Below are 18894 nucleotides of genomic sequence, written 5' to 3'. Positions count from 1 at the left end.
TACTTACAGTATCTTGTGGACCAAGACGTTATAAATGCGGACCATACCGAAAATGCGAAAATTCGATAGAAAAAAACAAAAATCATTCCTTTTATAGAGAATTTCATAAAATTGCAAACTGTTAAATACATTTCATTGCGATATTCTTAATAAAATCGATTTACTAAAAATGCAGTAAATCGATTTTTTTTGCGTTTTATCGAAAAAAAGGAAGGAAATATAACAAAAAAAATATTTTTTGTGTTTGTTTAATAAAAATAACACTAATTTTGCACGCGTTTTAACGAATCATTAACTAATTATTATTTAAGCAATTAAATTTATGAAACTAACAAAAATCCTTACGTTATTTTTACTTTTAGGAAGCCTATTATCTTTTGGACAAGAACCAAAACGTTCAGAAGGAGCAGAAGCTATTGTAAATGCCATCAATAAAAATACAAAAGGAATTAGCTTCATTATTAGTGACACTGGAATCAATTCGGAGTTAAATGAAATTGGCACCACTTTCTTTAAAAACAAATACATCATTTTGTCTAATAAAAAAAGAAGACATGCAGATGTAACTGTTAATCCAATTACAAATACTCCTAATAACAATTTATATTGTGTAGATGTAAAAGAAGATGGAAACTTATCTTTCCCTTTACTTTTCTCTCAAGCATTAGATTCTGAAAACGAAGAGGGTTCAATCGGATTTTCGTCTGATCAAAGAACTATTTTCTTTACACAAGAAAACCCAACCAACAAGCAATTGTTCACATTACACAAAGCAACTCTTAATGAAAAAGATGCTAAAAAATGGACTGATATTACTAATTTAAAAATTGTTCCTGAACAGTATTCAGCAGAAACTCCTAGTGTATCTCCTGATGGGAAGAAAATTTATATTGCAACAAATATTCCTGGTGGCTTTGGAGGATTTGATATCTATGAAGCTACAATTGCAGAAGACGGAACAATTGGCAACTTAGTTAATTTAGGCCCAAATGTAAACACTGCTGATGATGAAAAATATCCATATATGTCTTCTGACAACAAATATTTATATTTTTCTTCAAAAGGTCATTTAAATTTAGGTGGTTATGATGTATTTAGATCTGCATACGTAGATAATTCATTTTTAACAGCTATGAATTTAGGAACTGATTTAAATTCAAGAAGAGACGATGTTGCTTTTGTAATGACATCTCCATCTAAAGGATATATTTCAACTGACAAACATCAATCAGGAAACTTTGATATTTTAAAATTCGATATTAAAAAGCAAGACAATCTATTCTTTAACTACACAATAGTTGAAGAAGTAACTAAAACTGCTTTACCAAATGCAACAGTAGTAGTAACCGATGAATTTGGAACTAAGTTAGCAGAAACACAATCTGACAATAACGGTAAAATCAAATTAGCTCTTGAGCCATTAACAACTTATAATGTTGTGGTTAACAAAGATGGTTATGAAACTAAAAAGTTAAATATTGCAACTGGTGATACTGATAAAAATATTGCTTTAACTCAGAAAAAAGCAGTTGTTACTGATGATGCGATTGTAATTGAAAACATTTATTTTGATTTCAATAAATCAAGCATCAAAAAAGAATCTGAATTATCTTTAAATAAAATTGTTGAAGTACTTAAGAACAATACTAACATGAGTATTACAATTAATGCTCATACAGACAGCAAAGGTACAGATACATACAACCAAACGTTATCTGAAAGTAGAGCAAAATCTGCTTACCAATATTTACTTAAAAAAGGTATTCCAGCAACTCAGTTAACCTACAAAGGTTTTGGTGAAAGCGAATTGTTAGAAAAGTGCGAAAAATGTACTGCAAAACAAGATCAAACTAACCGAAGAGTGGAATTCAAAATCGTTAAATAAAAACTCTCTCAATTAAATACAACTATAAAAAAATGAAAAAAATCTCTTTAGTATTAGCCTTATCAACAGTAGTATTATTAACATCATGTTCAAGCGGATGGAGTTGCAAAGCAAGATATTGCAACACCAAACAAACAAAAACAATCGAGCAAAAGAAAAATGCTTAATCATAAAAAAAGGTCGCCAATTGGCGACCTTTTTATTTCTATTACTTTCATTAAGAAACTGCTTTCAAACGTTGAAGTAAGTTTTTACTCAAACTGTTTTCTGCATATTCTTTTGTAACTTGTAAATGTTTGTCATCAGAACTTGGTAATTCGTACATAGCATCTGTTAAAATCGCCTCACATAACGAACGTAAACCTCTGGCTCCTAATTTATATTCTAAAGCTTTTGCTACAATGTAATTCAAAGCTTCTTCCTCAATTTCTAAGGTTACTTCATCCATTTCAAACAACTTCTTGTATTGTTTTACTAAAGCGTTTTTAGGCTCAGTTAAAATAGCTCTTAATGTTTCTGCGTCTAAAGGATCCATATGCGTTAGAACTGGTAAACGACCTATAATTTCTGGAATTAATCCAAAATCCTTCACGTCTTTCGGAATCAAATATTGCAACAAATTATCTTTATCAATTTGGTCGGTTCCAATAGAAGAACTATAACCAACTGCTTGTCTGTTTAAACGTTTTGAAATAATTCTTTCAATTCCGTCGAAAGCACCACCTGCGATGAATAAGATATTTTGTGTATTAACTTCGACAAATTTTTGGTCGGGATGTTTTCTTCCTCCTTTTGGTGGTACGTTTACAACTGTTCCTTCTAACAATTTCAACAAAGCTTGTTGTACTCCTTCACCGGAAACATCACGCGTAATTGATGGATTATCACTTTTACGAGCAATTTTATCAATTTCGTCAATGAACACGATTCCTCTTTCAGCTTTAGCTACATCATAATCAGCAGCTTGTAGCAAACGAGTTAAAATGCTTTCCACATCTTCTCCTACATAACCCGCTTCGGTTAAAACAGTAGCATCTACAATAGCCAAAGGAACATTCAACATTTTAGCAATGGTTTTTGCTACCAATGTTTTTCCAGTTCCAGTTTGACCCACCATTAAGATGTTACTTTTTTCAATCTCAACTTCGTCTTCTAATTGAATTTGCATCAAACGTTTGTAGTGATTGTAAACCGCTACACTCATTACTTTTTTAGTTTGATCTTGCCCAATTACGTAATCATCTAAAAACGCACGAATTTCTTTTGGTTTCAACAGAATCAAATCGGCAACCAAATTGGAATTACCCGATTGTTTTAATTCTTCTAATACAATTCCGTGAGCTTGTTCGATACATTTGTCGCAAATATGCGCATTAATCCCTGCAATTAATAAATTGGTTTCAGGCTTTTTCCTTCCGCAGAATGAACACTCTAATACTTCTTTAGCCATTTTTTTGTGATTAGTGAAAAGTGATTAGTAAGTAGTTTATCACTATTTACAAATCACTTTTCACTTTTTAAATTATCTTGTTAAAACCTCATCAATCATTCCATATTCTTTTGCTTCAGCAGCAATCATCCAATAATCGCGCTCAGAATCTTTGTGCACTTTTTCGAACGATTGTCCAGAATGTTTAGAAATGATTTCATATAATTCATCTTTTAATTTCAACATTTCTTTCAAGTTGATTTCCATATCGGTTGCAACACCTTGTGCGCCTCCTGATGGTTGGTGAATCATAACTCTTGAATGTGGTAAAGCTGAACGTTTTCCTTCTGCTCCAGCACATAATAAAACAGCGCCCATTGAAGCCGCCATTCCTGTACAAATTGTAGCTACGTCTGGTTTTACGAATTGCATTGTATCATAAATTCCTAATCCAGCATACACACTTCCTCCTGGAGAATTGATATAAATACTGATATCTTTAGAAGCATCAACACTTTCTAAAAACAACAATTGTGCTTGAATAATATTTGCCACATAATCATCAACTCCAGTTCCTAAGAAAATGATTCTATCCATCATTAAACGAGAGAAAACGTCCATTGAAGCTACGTTTAATTGGCGTTCTTCAATAATATATGGAGTCATACTTCCAACAATTTTATCGTAATATAAACTGTTTACTCCGTGATGCTTAGTAGCATATTTTTTAAATTCTTTTCCGTAGTTCATTTTTGTATGGTTTAAATAATTAATATTTAGAAATTCTGCTCTTGAATACAGAATAAAAAAGCGCCAAAACTAGTCTGACGCTCAAAGATAATTATTTTTTGTGAGATATTATTCTCCGTACATTTCTTTAATGAATTGCTCGTAATTAACTTCTTTAGTTTTTGTTTTTACTTTTTCTTTGTAAAGACCTAACATTTTTTCGCTCATTACTTGCTCTGATAAACGTTTTACTTCATCTTGGTTAGACATTACACGAGCTACAATTCCGTTAATTTCATCTTCTGAAGGATTTAACTGACCAAATTGCGCCATTTGTTTCTTGATTAATTCAGCAGTATGTGCTTTTAAATCTTCGAAAGTAATTTGTAAATTATTATCAGCCATTACTTTTCCTTCAATTAATTGGAAACGTAATCCTTTTTCAGCTTTTGCATATTCTTCTTCCGCTTGTTCAGCAGTTAAAGGAGTTTCACCTACATTTTGAATCCATCTTTTTAAGAAAGCTTCTGGCAAATCGAATTTTGTAGTTTCAATTAAGAAATCAGTAACATCATTTAAGAATTTTTGATCTGCTTGTTGAGCAAATTGTGCTTCAGCATCTTCTTTAATTCTCGCTTTTAAATCCTCAACTGAAGAAAGAACTCCAGGTCCGAATAATTTATCTAGTAATTCTTGGTTTAATTCAGCTTTTTCAATTTCATTGATTTCTTCAATTGTAAAATCAACATTAATATCCAAACCGTGAACATCATCATGACCTACTTTTAAGTAATCCATTAATTTGTGATCGTCATCGAATAAACCTTTAGTTCCGATAGTTACTACATCACCTACTTTTTTTCCGATAAATGCTTTTGCTACTTTTTTATCAGCAAAAATATCTAAACCGAAGTTAGCTGGAGCATTGATTCCTTTTTCTTCGTTTGTAAAAGTTCCTCTAACTTCAAAGTCAGCTTTTACTTCTGCTTGAGAAATTAATTTTCCGTATTGTTTTTGGATTCTTTCTACTTGATCATTCAACATTTTATCATCTGCAATAACGTTGAATTTTGTAACGTTGTTTTTTGCTGTTAAATCAACTGAAAACTTAGGAGCTAATCCTAATTCGAAGTCAAAAGAAAAATTTTCCGCATCCCAATCGATACTATCTGTTACTTTTGGAAGTGGATTTCCAAGAATATCTAATTTTTCAGTAGTTAAATAGTTATTAAGAGAAGTTTGCAACACTTTATTTACTTCTTCTAACAAAACAGCTTTACCATATTGTTTTTGGATTAAACTCATTGGAACAGCTCCTTTTCTGAAACCAGAAATTGATGCGTTTTTTCTATAATCTGCTAATACTTTCTCTACTTTATCTGAATAATCTTCTTTAGAAATTGCTACTGTTACAATAGCATTTAAATCATCAACTTGCGTTTTTGTAATGTTCATTATCTGTTTATTTAAGTACCATAAAATTTGGGTTGCAAAATTATAGAATTTTTACAACCCAAACAAGTTTTTAATTTATTGAAATTCAATTCGCTATAAATTTATTTTTCGTCGATGAAGATTTTATTCAAAATAGACTGAGTAATTGACAATAAGATACTAAACAATAAGGCGTCTAAAAAACCATCAACACTAAATTCAACTATAAAATAATCACAAATTATAATGATAATTGCGTTGATTACTAATAAAAAAAGACCTAATGTAAAAAAGGTAACTGGAATTGTTAGCAACACTAGTATTGGTTTTAGAAAAGTATTCAAAAGTCCTAACACAACCGCTACCATTAAAGCCCCTGTTAAGCTAGTAACATGAACTCCAGGTAAAAAATAAGAAAGTACAAATACTACAATTGTACTGATGAAAAGTTTAATAATTAAATTCATTTTATTGTCTTTAGAAATTTAAAGTTACAAAAAAAAGGCATCAATAATGATGCCTTTTTTAAATATTTATATCAAATTTAGTTTGAACCTACAATATTAATTCCAGGGAAATAAGATGGATTATGTAATGGTAAATTTGCATTATAATGACGATTAATTACTTTAATAATCTCATTAGTAATTACTGCATACCCACGCGCATTTGGATGAACTCCATCTAAAGAGAACAACACAACACCTTCTGTAGCCGCTCCACTAAAATAATTTGCAGTATAAACCTGACCTGTTTCAACTCTTAAAGCTCCAACTAATTGGTTCATGATTGCATTCATATCTGCAACAGCCAATCCTTTAGATGCAGCAATTGAACGAATAGATGAATTGTATGAAGCAGTTGCATTAGAAACTTTCAATTGCTCAGTAGTAGTTAACACCCATTTGTTAGCCATTGGGTAAGAAACACCATTAATATTGATTAAAGTTGATGGCGAAGAAGCATTTGGTGTTCCAATTACTCCAGAAGCTCTCAATACAACTAAATCATCACGAGTAGCTTGACGTGCTTTTCCAAACACCATACCAAAAGCAGTTGCAGTTGGCGCTCCTAATGTTGGTGTCAAAACAGCTGTAATTTGAGCTGATCTATCAGCAGCGTCAGCATCATAAATTAAAATTGGATTAGCAGCAGTAGCTGATAATAATTTTACTCTATTTGGCTCACCAAAAGCAGAAAAAATTTGATTTAACGGACCATATAATTGCGCATTTAATGCATTAATATTTGCTGAACCACCTAAAGCAGTAGGCGAAAGCGGATTATAAGGAACTGTTGTAAAATAAGGAATAGAAGTTACACTAGGAACCGTAGCTACAACTCCTTTAGCACCATTCATTGTTAATGTATTAATGATAGTAGAATAAACACTTGCATAAACATTAGCATTCGTAATATCATTTCCACCATAAGTTGAAGGATCTAAATTTCCAGTTGCATTGTGGTCAGCAGCTGGAGTTGGCAATAAACTTTCATCAACTGATGGTGTTAATGGATTGTCAGGCAAAGCCCCACCACCTGTAGCATAAGACAACACATCATTAGCTCCAATCCAGTTAGTAAAGAAGGTTGGATTTTTTGTCATTGCATCACCTAATACCGTTGAAGAAGCTGTAATAGCGTGTCTTACGAAATATGGATTTGCATAACCAGGCATAACACCAGCAACATCACCATAAGTATTTGATAATAAATGGAATGATTTTGCTCCAGGAACTCCCATGTTATTATAAGCTGTTGCTTGAGGATTTGAAACTTCAATTGTAGATGTTCCAGCAATTGGTTCTGGTCTTCCTTGTGAAGCATCGATTACTAATCTTGTGCCACCTATTGGAATACCTCCTAACATTAACCCTCCTAAGTTATTAACATCATCTGCATAAGAAGGTTGTGTAAATTCTCCACCTCCTACTAATGCGAATTGTCTTGCTAATAAACTTGGGTAAGAATACGATTGACTTACTCTAGAAACTGTTCCATCCATATAACCAGCGGTTAATGAATTTCCAATAGCAACATAAGAAGAGAAGTCAGCATCACCTGCTGAATATTCTGCGTTTACTTCATTTTCGAATTCTGGCTCACACGAAGCAAAACCAGCAGCTAAAATAGCTAAATATATAAATTTATTTTTCATCTTTCTTTAAGTTTAAATTAGAAACCGTAAGTTATACCAATACCTGGTGAAAAAACAGAACTTTTGTAAGTTCCACCAAATGGTTGGATATTTCCATTTTCTGAATAATGGTTATAAGAGTTATCCACTTCGTCAAAGTGTAAATAAAGGAATGAAAAATCAATACCTAATTTACCATTTAATTGGTAAGTTAAACCTCCTGTGTATCCCATCGAATCATTTCTTGGTGTTTCTGGAGCAAAATACCCATCTTGTACTGGACTTTCGTCAAAATACCAACCCGCTCTGAAAGTAAATTTATCATTAGCTTTGTATTGTGTTCCAACACGGTAAGTACTTGAATTTTGATAATTTCTTGGGTTAACAGATGAAGTACCATTTTCAAAGTTAACAGTCAATGCTTCATAAACACTCCACATTGCTCTATTATAATCAAATGCTAACATCCATTTATCAGTTACTTGATAAGACAAACCTACTGTAAACTCAGCTGGCAATGGAAGGTCTGCATCAAATTTTTGATCTTGAAATCTTGGATCTGTAGAAGCAAAATCAGGAATATCATTAAAATTAGCATCACCACCGCGAGCTTCCATGATAATTTCAGAACGATAATTCATTCCTAATCTTAACTTATCAGTTGGATTAAACATAATACCTGCTGTATATCCCCAAGCATTGATTCCTTGTGCATCTAATGTTACATCAGCTGGTTGTCCGTCAACAGACAACAAAGGATTTGTTGCTAAATTTCTATTAAAATTAACCCCACCCATTGCTAAGATAGGTCCTCCACCAAAACTAAAGTGCTCCCCTACTCTTACTGAAATTGAAGGTTGAAAAAAGATAGCTTTTAAATCAATATTATTAACTAAGTGAGCTCCTTCCCAATCTTGATCCCATTCAACTGAACTTCCATAAGGCGTATAAACCGCTAGTCCAGCAGTAAACCAATCATTTAATCTGTAAGTAGCATAAATATTGAATGGAGTACCAACATTTTGAGTTGAAGCTTCCCAATTATATTGAGAATTTTGAAACTTTGTTTCTGCAAATAATCCACTAACCCCAACAGATAAATTGAATTTTTTATCTAAAAAAGCCATACCTGCAGGATTGAAAAAAGCAACCTCTGCGCTATTTACTACAGCAACACCTGTGTGTCCCATAGCTAATTGTTTTTGACCTTGGATGCTTACTCTATATCCTCCTGCAAAAGCAGTAGAGCCAGCCAAAGCCAATAATGTTAAAGAAAGTAATTTTCTCATAATGTAAAAATGTGTTAGTTTTTTCTTTGTTTATAAAAATCTATACTTCAAAATTATAACAAAATATGAATTTTACAATTTTTTTAACTAAAAAATTATGCATGCATAATTTTTTAGCTGTTTTATTTAATAAAATTTAGAACATAGAAATAAAAATCTTTTGGATTTTCTGCATGCAACCAATGCCCGGCATTCTTAATTGTTTCAATCTTCGCCATTGGAAAATGATGATAAATAGTTTCAAAATCACTATCTAAAATATAATCTGATTTATCACCTCTTAAAAACAATGTGTCTTTAGAAAAAATATTTTCAAATGGTAAAGCCGTTCCAATAGTTTCTATTTTTTCATTGAAAACTTTTAAATTAAATCGGAATGCCAATTGCTCTGGAGTTTCCCAATATAAATTCTTCAATAAAAACTGTCGGGTTCCGAAATCTTTAATGTAACCTGAGACTAGTTCTTCCACTTCAGCTCTACTTGGTTTTTTTGAAAAATCGACTGCATTTAATGATGCTAAAATCGTTTGGTGATGCGGCGCATAATATTTTGGACCAATATCAGCCACAATTAATTTAGAAACCAATTCGGGATAAGTTGTAGCTAAAAGCATCGCAACCTTTCCACCCATAGAATGTCCAATTATTGTGATATCTTTTAATTGATGAAATTCGCAATATTGTTTTACATCCTCTACCATGATTTCATATGAAAAATCTTCAGAATGGAAACTTTTTCCATGATTCCTTAAATCTAAAGCATGTACTTGAAAACCTTCATTAGCAAATTGCGTTCCTAATGTTTTCCAGTTATCAGACATTCCTAAAAAACCGTGAATAATTACTAGTGGCTTGCCTTCGCCTTCTATTCTTGAGTGCAACAACATCTTATTTTAATTTTTGAAGATACATATTCACTACATTTTCTAGACCTAAATATAACGACTCAGCAATTAAAGCATGCCCGATTGAAACTTCTAGCAATCCTGGAATATTATCTTTAAAAAATTTGATATTATCCAAACTTAAATCATGACCCGCATTAATACCTAATCCTAATTCATTCGCTTTGATAGCTGCTTTTACATAAGGTTCAATTCCGCTTTTGTTTCCTAAGCCATATTCATGAGCGAATGATTCGGTATATAATTCGATACGTTCTGTACCTGTTGCTTTTGCTCCTTCAATCATTTTTTCGTCAGCATCTACAAAAATGGAAGTTCTAATTCCGTTTCTTTGAAATTCTTGAATTACTTCTAATAAATACGATTGATGTTTAATTGTATCCCAACCTGCATTTGAAGTCAAAGCACCAATAGCATCAGGCACCAAAGTAACTTGAGTAGGCTTACATTCTAAAACCAAATCAATAAAATTGTGTTGCGGATTTCCTTCAATATTATATTCGGTATACACAACCGATTTTAAATCGCGTGCATCTTGATAACGAATATGTCTTTCATCTGGTCTTGGATGAATGGTAATTCCATCTGCTCCAAATTGCTGAATGTCATTTGCAACTTTCAATAAATCAGGCACATTACCTCCTCTTGAATTACGAAGCGTTGCTATTTTATTAATATTTACTGATAACTTTGTCATGATAATTTTTAATTTATACAAAAATACAAAGTATAAGTTAGCTAGCATGTGGTATTTTTTGATTATTTTGCGATATATTTTCATCACATCCACAATGAATAATCTTACAAGCTACATAAATAACGAAATAAAACCTCTAAAGCACACCGATTCTATCGCTGAAGCTCAGGATTTGTTTTTGGATTTTCCTTACACGCATTTCCCAGTTACCGAAGATGGTATATATATAGGATGCGTGAGTAAAGAGAACGTTGAACTTTTAAATAGCGATGCCATTGTAAATGAAACTCGCTTTCATTTTGAGCGATTTTTTGTTCGCACTTCCACGATTTGGCTTGATGTGCTGGAAATTTTTGCTAAAAACGAAAGTAATTTAATTCCGGTTTTAGACGATAAAAACACCTATTTAGGTTATTATGAATTAGAAGATGTTATTCGGTTTTTCCATGAAACTCCTTTCTTAAAAGAAGAAGGCGGCATTATTGTCGTAGAAAAAGAAACAGATAAGTTTTCTATGAGTCAAGTGGCTCAAATTATCGAGAGTAATAATGCGAAGATCTTAGGTTTATTTATTTCGAATGTAGTAGGAAACAAAGTAGAAATTACTGTAAAAATTAGTCAAAGCGGATTGAACGATATTATTCAAACTTTCAGACGTTATGAATATGAAATTATTTCAGAACATCAAGATGATTCTTACTTAAACAGTTTAAAAGAACGCTCTGATTATTTAGATAAATACTTGAACATTTAAAAGAGACAACAATGAAAATAGCGTTATTTGGCCAATATTACCAAAACAGTACCGCTGAAATCGTACAAAAAGTAGTTACTTTTTTAGAATCAAATGCTATTACAATTGCTTTTGAAGCGAGTTTTTTAGCTAGTCTTAAAGAAAAAAATATCATTTTAAAAGAGTACGAAACCTATTCCAATTACAACAATTTAGATGCCGATTTCAAAGCGTTAATAAGTATTGGCGGAGATGGAACTATTCTAAAAGCAGCAACTTTTGTTAGAGATAAAAACATTCCGATTATTGGAATAAATGCTGGGAGATTAGGGTTTTTAGCAACTATTCAATTTGAAAATATTGAAACGCTTTTGCAAAAATTACTTAATGACGATTATGCAATTTCAAAAAGAACATTATTAAGCATTGAAACTACACCAGAATATGATAATTTTAGCGAATTAGATTTTGCCTTAAACGAAGTTACTGTCGCTAGAAAAGATACTACTTCGATGATAACGATTGTCACCTATTTAAATGGAGAATATCTTACTTCATATTGGGCAGATGGTTTAATTGTTTCAACACCAACAGGCTCAACAGGATATTCACTTAGTTGCGGCGGACCAGTTCTTACGCCAAATGTAGAAAGCTTAGTTATAACTCCAATGGCACCTCACAACTTAAACGCAAGACCTTTAGTTATAACGGATGACATGGAAATTGAACTTCGAATTTCTGGACGAGAAGAACAATTTTTAATTTCATTAGATTCGAGAATTTCTGCGGTTTCAAAAGATACGATTGTTCGAATTAAAAAATCGCCTTTTACCATTTCGATAATTGAATTTAAGGAAGAATCTTTCCTAAATACTATCAGAAAAAAATTACTTTGGGGAGAAGACAAAAGAAATTAACACCTTCATTATATCATTTTTCGTTTTTTAACGTTTTTAGTTTATCAAAAGACAACAAAAAAATCCTTTAAAATAGGGATAAGAAGTCATTATTGTTATATTTGCAAACTATTTTAAAAAATGAAGTACTTTTTAATCTATATATCGCTGATTTTCTGTGGGTTTAACACACATGCTCAAATAAACGAATTAGGTGTATTTGTGGGTGGTGTGAATTATATTGGTGATGTTGGTCCAACGACCTATATCGCGCCAAACGAACCTGCAATAGGAATTATCTACAAATGGAATAGAAGTCCTCGTCATGCCTATCGTTTTTCATACACGCAAGGAAGTTTGAAATCGAAAGACATAGATAGCGATGTTCCAAGTCGCTACTTAAGAGGGAATTCATTTGAAAATAGTGTAAAAGAATTTTCAGCAGGATTAGAATTTAGTTTTATGGATTTTGATTTACACGATTCTAAAACAAAGGTTTCGCCATATGTTTATAGCGGTGTAAGTTATTTTATATATGATGAAATTTATATATTAGACAATACGAGCTATCTGGATTATCAGAGTAGTACTTTTGCTATACCAATGGTAGTGGGAATAAAAGGACGTTTTTTTCAGAATTTTATAATTGGAGCTGAAATAGGGTTCCGATATACATTTACTGACAATTTAGACGGAAGTAATCCTGAAAATGATAATTTTGAAACGTTGCGTTTTGGGAATTTAAATAGTAATGATTGGTATGTATTTACCGGTTTAACATTAACATATACATTTGGCAAAAACCCTTGTTTTTGCGCAGAATAAAAATGGAGCTAGTTCAACAAATAAATACCGCTGCTTTACCAGAACATTTGGCCATTATTATGGACGGAAATGGTAGATGGGCAAAACAAAAAGGATTAATTCGAGCATTGGGACATGAAAGTGGAACAAAGTCGGTTAAAACTACCGTTGAAACTTGTGCGAAACTTGGAATAAAAAACCTTACTCTTTATGCGTTTTCAACAGAAAATTGGAATCGCCCAAAATTAGAAGTTGAGACCTTAATGAAACTATTAATCTCTTCTTTAAAAAAAGAAATCAAAACTTTACAAGGCAATAATATTAAATTAAATGCTATAGGAAATTTAACAAATTTACCTTCTAGCGTACAAAAAGAATTACAAGAAGTAATAGACAAAACTTCCGAAAACACTAGGATGACACTCACTTTAGCACTTAGTTATGGCGCTAGAGAAGAACTTATTCAAGCTGTTAAAAAAATTTCTGACAAAGTTAAAAATAATATAATTTCTGAAGAGGCTATTGACGAATCAATTATTAATCAGCATCTTTACACACACAATTTACCTGATGTCGATTTAGTAATCAGAACAAGTGGAGAACATCGTATAAGTAATTTCCTGTTATGGCAAATAGCCTATGCGGAATTTTATTTCACAGAAGTCCTTTGGCCTGATTTTTCAGAAAATCATTTATATGAAGCAATTATTAGTTATCAAAAAAGAGAACGCCGTTTTGGAAAAACCAGCGAACAAATTATACCCGAAAAAAATGTTTAAAAAAGGATTACAACTACTTTCAATTATTATATTACTAAACAGCTCTTCAATTTTTTCTCAAGAAACTAAACTTGAAAACGGAAAAGAATACATATTAGCTAAAGTATCTGTTACAGGAAAAATATCCTATAACGAGCAAACTGTTACAACATTTACTGGTTTAGAAAAAGGGCAATCCATCATGGTTCCTGGAGAAGACATTAGTACGGCTATTAAAAAACTTTGGAAATTAGGTTTGTTTTCTGATGTAAACTTCTATGTTAATGAAATAAAAGGAGATAGTATTTACCTTGAATTAAACATTAATGAATTACCAAAACTTTCAGATATTAAAATCCAAGGTGTAAAAAAAGGTAAATCTGAAGAATTAATTAAAGAAACTGATTTAAAGAAAGGGAAAATTGTTAATGAAAATCTATTAACAACTACTAGAAATTATATTGAGAATAAATATAAAAAAGATGGTTACTTTAATACGAAAGTAGCAATAAACATTATTCCTGACAGTACCGAAACCGAAGTTAAAATGGTGATTAATGTAGATAAAGGAAGTAAAGTTAAAGTAAGTAAAATCGATTTTGATGGCAATTCCGAAATATCAGATTCAAAATTGCGAAGTGCATTTAAAAATACCAAAGCAAAAAACCCAATTCGAGTATTTAAATCTTCAAAATACATTAAAGAAAAATACAAAGAAGATTTAAACACTGTTGTAGATAAATACAAAGAAAATGGATTTCGTGACGCTAGAATCATAAGTGATTCTGTCATATATGATAAAAAAAACAACACCATTGCTATAAAAGTCAAAATTGAAGAAGGTAGAAAATACTACTTTGGAGATATTCGTTATTTAGGTAATACCGTTTATACTGATAATTTTTTAAATTCATATCTTGGGATTAAAAAAGGGGATGTTTATAATGGTACACTCCTAGAAGAACGAATTGCAGACAAAAGCAAACCCGATGGTGAAGATTTAACTAATTTATACCAAAACAATGGATATTTGTTTTCAAATATAAATCCTGTAGAAATAAGAACTGTTAATGATACTATTGATTTTGAAATTAGAATAACAGAAGGACCAATAGCGTATTTTAACAAAATAACTGTTGTAGGAAATGACAAAACTAATGACCATGTAATTTACAGAGAGCTTAGAACAAAACCAGGACAAAAATACAGCAAAGAGGATTTAATTCGTTCTATTCGTGAAATTGGTCAATTAGGTTTCTTTGATCCAGAAGCTATAAAACCCGATTTTAAAAATGTAGATCCACAAGCTGGAACTGTTGACATTGAATACAATGTAGTTGAAAAAGGATCAAGCCAAGTTGAGCTTCAAGGAGGTTACGGAGGTGGAGGTTTCATAGGAACTCTAGGTTTATCTTTTAATAATTTTTCTGCAAGAAATATCTTTAAAAAAGATGCTTATAAACCATTACCAATGGGAGATGGACAAAAAATGTCTTTACGCTTACAAGGAAGTTCTTATTTCAGAACTTATAGTTTGTCTTTCTCTGAACCATGGTTTGGAGGAAAAAAACCAGTGAGTTTTTCTTCTTCATTTTCATATAGTAAACAATTTTTGTATAATTACCAAACTCGTGACGTAACAAGGGATCAAAGTTTTAATATTATAGCACTATCAACCGGTATTGCAAAAAGACTAACTGTGCCTGATGACTATTTTGTATTATCACAAGCATTATCTTTCCAATACTATGACTTAAACAACTACAATACTGGGTTATTTACATTTGGTGATGGCGCATCTAGAAACTTAACATATACAATTGGTTTAACAAGAAACAGCAAAGGAGTTAATCCTATTTTCCCTACAAGTGGTTCTGAATTTAGTGTTTCTGCAAAATTCACTTTACCATACTCAGCATTTAATGGAGTTGATTATGAAGACTTAGAAAATCAAAAAAGTTATAAATTAAAGTATGATCCTAATGATTCAAGTATTCAATTACAACCAACAGAAGATGGTCAAATTGCAATTCCAGGTGATTATTTAGCTGAAACGGAAGAAGGTTCTGGTGTGTATGAAACAGTTGGTACTGATTGGACACGCGCTTCAGCCGATGTAGGCAAAGTGGATCAGAAAAAGTATAATTGGTTAGAATATTATAAAATTAAATTCAAAGGTGATTGGTACATGAGAATTTGGGATAAACTTGTATTAAGAACCTTAGGAGAATTTGGTTATATGGGAGCCTACAATAACGATAGAGGTGTTGTTCCTTTTGAACGATTCTATTTAGGTGGAGATGGATTAGCTAACTTTTCATTAGATGGTAGAGAAGTAATTCAGTTGCGCGGATATCCAAACAACTCACTTTCTCCTGTAAATGCAAATGGAGAACAATTAGGAGCAACAGTCTATAATAAATTTTCATTAGAACTAAGATATCCAATTACATTAAATCAATCAGCTTCTATTTATGCATTATCATTCCTTGAAGCAGGTTCATCATATAATGACTTTAAAAGCTATAATCCTTTTAATTTACAACGTTCAGCAGGAGTTGGTTTACGTGTATTTATGCCAGCTTTTGGACTGTTAGGAATTGATTTTGCTCACGGTTTTGATGCTATCCCGGGACAAACAGTTAAAAGTGGTTGGCAAACACACTTTATTATTGGACAACAATTTTAAGGTTAGTTAGTACTTTTTTGTTAAATTCGTAAAAATATTTTACATTTTATTGCGTTTGACAATTATTAAGTTGGTTCAGCTACTAAACAAAATTAAGTTGAAATGAAAAAATTATTATTTATACTTGCACTAATCTCTTTTTCTACCCAAGCACAAACTGCTAAAGGAGTTAAAATTGGATACATAGATATGGAATATATCTTAGAAAAAGTGCCCGATTATGCTGATGCTATTAATCAATTAGAGCAAAAAGCACAAAAATGGAAGCAAGAAATTGAAGTTAAAAAGGCAGAAATCACCAAGTTAAAAGAAAACTTAAAAACGGAAAGAGTACTTTTAACAAAAGAATTAATTGAAGAAAGAGAAGAAGAAATTGCTTATTTAGAAAAAGAGCTTCTAGAATACCAAGAAAAAAGATTTGGACCTAAAGGGGATTTAATTATTCAAAAATCGGTTTTAATAAAACCTATTCAAGATCAAATTTTCACTATAGTTCAAGATGTTGCTGAACAAAGAAAATATGATTTTATTTTTGATAAATCATCAGATTTAACCATGTTATTTGCCGCTCAAAAATATGACATTAGTGACTATGTTGTAAAGAAATTAACTGCTTCTCAAAAAAGAGAAGAAATGTCTAAAAAACAATTGAAAGCCTTGGAAGCAAAAGAGGCACTTGATGAAGCTGTAGAAGAGAATCCTGCATTTACAGAAAGACAAAGAATTTTAGATGAGAAAAAAGCTGCAAGAGAAAAATTACTGGAAGAACGCAGAATAGCAAATGAACAAAAGAAAGCTGATGCCGCAGAAAAAAGAAAAAAATTATTAGAAGAACGTGATGCTAAAAAAAATGGCACAGTAATTGAAAATAAAACTTCTGAAGGTGATAAAGACGAAAAAACAGAAGATAAAAAAGAAGAAGGTTCTAAGCAAGATAAAGAAATAGTAAAAGAAGAAACAAAAAAACTATCTCCTGAAGAAGCTCGCCAAAAACTGATTGAAGAGAGAAACAAAAAACTCGAAGAAAGAAAAAAAGCTTTAGAAGAAAAAAAGAAAAAAATAGCAGAGGAAAGAGAAGCTGCTAAAAAAGCAAAAGAACAGAAAACAGAAACAGAGAACAAAAATTAAATAACTTAAATTTTAAAATCAAAAATGAAACAATTAAAAACTTTAGCAATTGCAATCGTACTTTTTATTGGAACGCAAGTTTCAGCTCAAACAAAAGTTGCTCATATAGATGTACAAGCTTTAATGACTTCTATGCCTGAAATGAAAACAGCACAAGATCAAATGAAAAAAATTCAGGAGACTTACGATAAAGACTACAAAAACATGGTAGCTGAATACCAAACAAAATTACAAAAATACGAGCAAGAAGCTCCAACTGCAGGAGACGCTTTAAACGAAACTCGTTCTAAAGAAATGCAAGACATGGGTGCTCGTATCCAACAATTTCAACAAACAGCTCAAAAAGAATTAGGCCAAAAAGAAATGGACTTAATTAAACCAATCATGGAAAAAGCTCAAGCTGCTATCAAAAAAGTAGCAAAAGAAAAAGGATTTAACTATGTATTGGATTCTACTACAGGAAGTGGCGTATTAGTTGCTGATGGTACAGATTTATTAGCTGATGTTAAAAAATCATTAGGTTTCTAATTAATTCAAAACAGAATTTTAAAAACTGCTCAATCTTAGTTTAGATTGAGCAGTTTTTTTTATTTTTGTTATCATGATAAACAAAAAACCCATAGGCCTATTTGATTCAGGTATTGGCGGAACATCCATATGGAGAGAAGTTCACACGCTAATGCCTAACGAAAACACTATCTATCTTGCAGACAGCAAGAATGCTCCCTATGGACTTAAATCTAAAGATGAAATTATAGCTCTCAGTTGTAAAAACACAGAATTTTTACTCGAAAACAACTGCAAAATTATTGTTGTAGCCTGCAATACAGCAACTACAAATGCCATTAAAGAACTTAGAGCTAAATACGATGTTCCCTTTATAGGTATAGAGCCTGCAATTAAGCCAGCAGCACTTCAATCTAAAACTCAAACAATCGGCATACTAGCTACAAAAGGAACGCTTAATAGCGAATTATTCCATAAAAATGTATCAAATCATCCTGATGTAAAAATAATTGAGCAAATAGGCCATGGTTTAGTTCAATTAATCGAAAATGGCGATATGGATTCTGCAGAAATGGAAGATTTATTAAAAAGCTATTTAAACCCAATGGTGGAAAAAAACATCGACTATTTAGTGCTAGGCTGTAGCCATTATCCTTATTTAATCCCTCAAATTCAAAAAATTATTCCACCACACATTAAAATAATTGATTCTGGTGAAGCAGTAGCTAAACAAACACAAAAAATATTAGAACAAAATCACTTACTAAATCATTCAAATGAAAAAAGCTCGCAAATATTCTATACGAATAGCGAGCCAGAAGTTTTAAAAACTATACTAGGAAATCGTGAAACTGTGATTTATAAGAATTTTTAG

At 31.6% G+C, this 18894-nt stretch carries 18 protein-coding genes; 10 read left to right on the top strand and 8 right to left on the bottom strand.

What is annotated here, in order from left to right:
- Positions 1-322 precede the first annotated feature (322 nt).
- Together OJ995_RS03005 and OJ995_RS03000 are read left to right on the top strand one after the other, a co-directional pair.
- Positions 323-1885 (top strand): OmpA family protein, encoded by a 1563-nt coding sequence (locus tag OJ995_RS03005; protein ID WP_264368089.1) that lies wholly within the window; start codon positions 323-325, stop codon positions 1883-1885.
- Between the two features lie 32 nt (positions 1886-1917).
- On the top strand, positions 1918-2052 hold the full coding sequence (locus tag OJ995_RS03000; RefSeq protein ID WP_264368088.1) for a hypothetical protein: 135 nt from the start codon (positions 1918-1920) through the stop codon (positions 2050-2052).
- A gap of 50 nt (positions 2053-2102) precedes the next feature.
- On the opposite strand, the gene clpX is transcribed toward OJ995_RS03000, so the two are convergent.
- From clpX to OJ995_RS02960, 8 genes are all read right to left on the bottom strand, one after another.
- Entirely contained in the window at positions 2103-3335 is a 1233-nt protein-coding gene (gene clpX / locus OJ995_RS02995) for an ATP-dependent Clp protease ATP-binding subunit ClpX (protein WP_264368087.1), read from the bottom strand.
- 72 nt (positions 3336-3407) lie between these two features.
- On the bottom strand, positions 3408-4064 hold the full coding sequence (gene clpP, locus OJ995_RS02990; protein WP_111566130.1) for an ATP-dependent Clp endopeptidase proteolytic subunit ClpP: 657 nt from the start codon (positions 4062-4064) through the stop codon (positions 3408-3410).
- A 108-nt stretch (positions 4065-4172) separates the two neighbouring features.
- Positions 4173-5498 carry a trigger factor gene (gene tig, locus OJ995_RS02985; protein WP_264368086.1) on the bottom strand — a complete coding sequence of 442 codons (1326 nt, stop codon included), beginning with the start codon at positions 5496-5498 and terminating at the stop codon, positions 4173-4175.
- Between the two features lie 101 nt (positions 5499-5599).
- Positions 5600-5944: a phage holin family protein gene (locus tag OJ995_RS02980; protein WP_264368085.1), complete on the bottom strand. Its 345-nt coding sequence runs from the start codon at positions 5942-5944 to the stop codon at positions 5600-5602.
- A 77-nt stretch (positions 5945-6021) separates the two neighbouring features.
- Positions 6022-7635: an SGNH/GDSL hydrolase family protein gene (locus OJ995_RS02975; protein WP_264368084.1), complete on the bottom strand. Its 1614-nt coding sequence runs from the start codon at positions 7633-7635 to the stop codon at positions 6022-6024.
- A 17-nt stretch (positions 7636-7652) separates the two neighbouring features.
- The gene (locus tag OJ995_RS02970; protein WP_264368083.1) at positions 7653-8903 is read right to left on the bottom strand and encodes an OmpP1/FadL family transporter; all 1251 of its coding nucleotides are present in this window, start codon (positions 8901-8903) and stop codon (positions 7653-7655) included.
- Positions 8904-9025: 122 nt separating this feature from the next.
- A complete protein-coding gene (locus OJ995_RS02965) occupies positions 9026-9787 on the bottom strand; it encodes an alpha/beta fold hydrolase (RefSeq protein WP_264368438.1) in 762 nt (253 codons plus the stop codon).
- 4 nt (positions 9788-9791) lie between these two features.
- Positions 9792-10505 (bottom strand): pyridoxine 5'-phosphate synthase, encoded by a 714-nt coding sequence (locus OJ995_RS02960; RefSeq protein WP_264368082.1) that lies wholly within the window; start codon positions 10503-10505, stop codon positions 9792-9794.
- 94 nt (positions 10506-10599) lie between these two features.
- On the opposite strand from OJ995_RS02960, the gene OJ995_RS02955 reads away from it, so the two are divergent.
- The 8 genes from OJ995_RS02955 to murI all read left to right on the top strand — a co-directional run bounded on the left by OJ995_RS02955 (position 10600) and on the right by murI (position 18894).
- The gene (locus OJ995_RS02955) at positions 10600-11259 is read left to right on the top strand and encodes a CBS domain-containing protein (protein ID WP_133608348.1); all 660 of its coding nucleotides are present in this window, start codon (positions 10600-10602) and stop codon (positions 11257-11259) included.
- Between the two features lie 11 nt (positions 11260-11270).
- Complete coding sequence (locus tag OJ995_RS02950) at positions 11271-12155, top strand: NAD kinase (protein WP_133608351.1); 885 nt, start codon at positions 11271-11273, stop codon at positions 12153-12155.
- Positions 12156-12275: 120 nt separating this feature from the next.
- Complete coding sequence (gene porG, locus OJ995_RS02945; protein WP_264368081.1) at positions 12276-12959, top strand: type IX secretion system protein PorG; 684 nt, start codon at positions 12276-12278, stop codon at positions 12957-12959.
- Positions 12960-12961: 2 nt separating this feature from the next.
- Positions 12962-13717 (top strand): undecaprenyl pyrophosphate synthase, encoded by a 756-nt coding sequence (gene uppS / locus OJ995_RS02940; protein ID WP_264368080.1) that lies wholly within the window; start codon positions 12962-12964, stop codon positions 13715-13717.
- Positions 13635-16385, top strand: coding sequence for an outer membrane protein assembly factor BamA (gene bamA / locus OJ995_RS02935; protein ID WP_264368079.1), 2751 nt, complete (start codon positions 13635-13637; stop codon positions 16383-16385). Before uppS ends, bamA begins: the two co-directional genes overlap by 83 nt.
- 102 nt (positions 16386-16487) lie before the next feature.
- Positions 16488-17513, top strand: coding sequence for an OmpH/Skp family outer membrane protein (locus tag OJ995_RS02930; RefSeq protein WP_264368078.1), 1026 nt, complete (start codon positions 16488-16490; stop codon positions 17511-17513).
- 24 nt (positions 17514-17537) lie between these two features.
- Positions 17538-18041 (top strand): OmpH/Skp family outer membrane protein, encoded by a 504-nt coding sequence (locus OJ995_RS02925; RefSeq protein WP_026724328.1) that lies wholly within the window; start codon positions 17538-17540, stop codon positions 18039-18041.
- A gap of 73 nt (positions 18042-18114) precedes the next feature.
- A complete protein-coding gene (gene murI / locus OJ995_RS02920) occupies positions 18115-18894 on the top strand; it encodes a glutamate racemase (RefSeq protein ID WP_264368077.1) in 780 nt (259 codons plus the stop codon).

This window comes from Flavobacterium lacisediminis, assembly GCF_025909975.1.
In the GTDB taxonomy this organism is placed as follows: Bacteria; Bacteroidota; Bacteroidia; order Flavobacteriales; family Flavobacteriaceae; genus Flavobacterium; species Flavobacterium lacisediminis.
This window is presented reverse-complemented; position numbering and strand designations above follow the sequence as displayed.

Bases quoted from the DNA above. Each gene is read 5' to 3' on its own strand.
- OJ995_RS03005 (WP_264368089.1), top strand. From the start codon at position 323: ATGAAACTAACAAAAATCCTTACGTTATTTTTACTTTTAGGAAGCCTA.
- OJ995_RS03000 (WP_264368088.1), top strand. From the start codon at position 1,918: ATGAAAAAAATCTCTTTAGTATTAGCCTTATCAACAGTAGTATTATTA.
- clpX (WP_264368087.1), bottom strand. From the start codon at position 3,335: ATGGCTAAAGAAGTATTAGAGTGTTCATTCTGCGGAAGGAAAAAGCCT.
- clpP (WP_111566130.1), bottom strand. From the start codon at position 4,064: ATGAACTACGGAAAAGAATTTAAAAAATATGCTACTAAGCATCACGGA.
- tig (WP_264368086.1), bottom strand. From the start codon at position 5,498: ATGAACATTACAAAAACGCAAGTTGATGATTTAAATGCTATTGTAACA.
- OJ995_RS02980 (WP_264368085.1), bottom strand. From the start codon at position 5,944: ATGAATTTAATTATTAAACTTTTCATCAGTACAATTGTAGTATTTGTA.
- OJ995_RS02975 (WP_264368084.1), bottom strand. From the start codon at position 7,635: ATGAAAAATAAATTTATATATTTAGCTATTTTAGCTGCTGGTTTTGCT.
- OJ995_RS02970 (WP_264368083.1), bottom strand. From the start codon at position 8,903: ATGAGAAAATTACTTTCTTTAACATTATTGGCTTTGGCTGGCTCTACT.
- OJ995_RS02960 (WP_264368082.1), bottom strand. From the start codon at position 10,505: ATGACAAAGTTATCAGTAAATATTAATAAAATAGCAACGCTTCGTAAT.
- OJ995_RS02955 (WP_133608348.1), top strand. From the start codon at position 10,600: ATGAATAATCTTACAAGCTACATAAATAACGAAATAAAACCTCTAAAG.
- OJ995_RS02950 (WP_133608351.1), top strand. From the start codon at position 11,271: ATGAAAATAGCGTTATTTGGCCAATATTACCAAAACAGTACCGCTGAA.
- porG (WP_264368081.1), top strand. From the start codon at position 12,276: ATGAAGTACTTTTTAATCTATATATCGCTGATTTTCTGTGGGTTTAAC.
- uppS (WP_264368080.1), top strand. From the start codon at position 12,962: ATGGAGCTAGTTCAACAAATAAATACCGCTGCTTTACCAGAACATTTG.
- bamA (WP_264368079.1), top strand. From the start codon at position 13,635: ATGAAGCAATTATTAGTTATCAAAAAAGAGAACGCCGTTTTGGAAAAA.
- OJ995_RS02930 (WP_264368078.1), top strand. From the start codon at position 16,488: ATGAAAAAATTATTATTTATACTTGCACTAATCTCTTTTTCTACCCAA.
- OJ995_RS02925 (WP_026724328.1), top strand. From the start codon at position 17,538: ATGAAACAATTAAAAACTTTAGCAATTGCAATCGTACTTTTTATTGGA.
- murI (WP_264368077.1), top strand. From the start codon at position 18,115: ATGATAAACAAAAAACCCATAGGCCTATTTGATTCAGGTATTGGCGGA.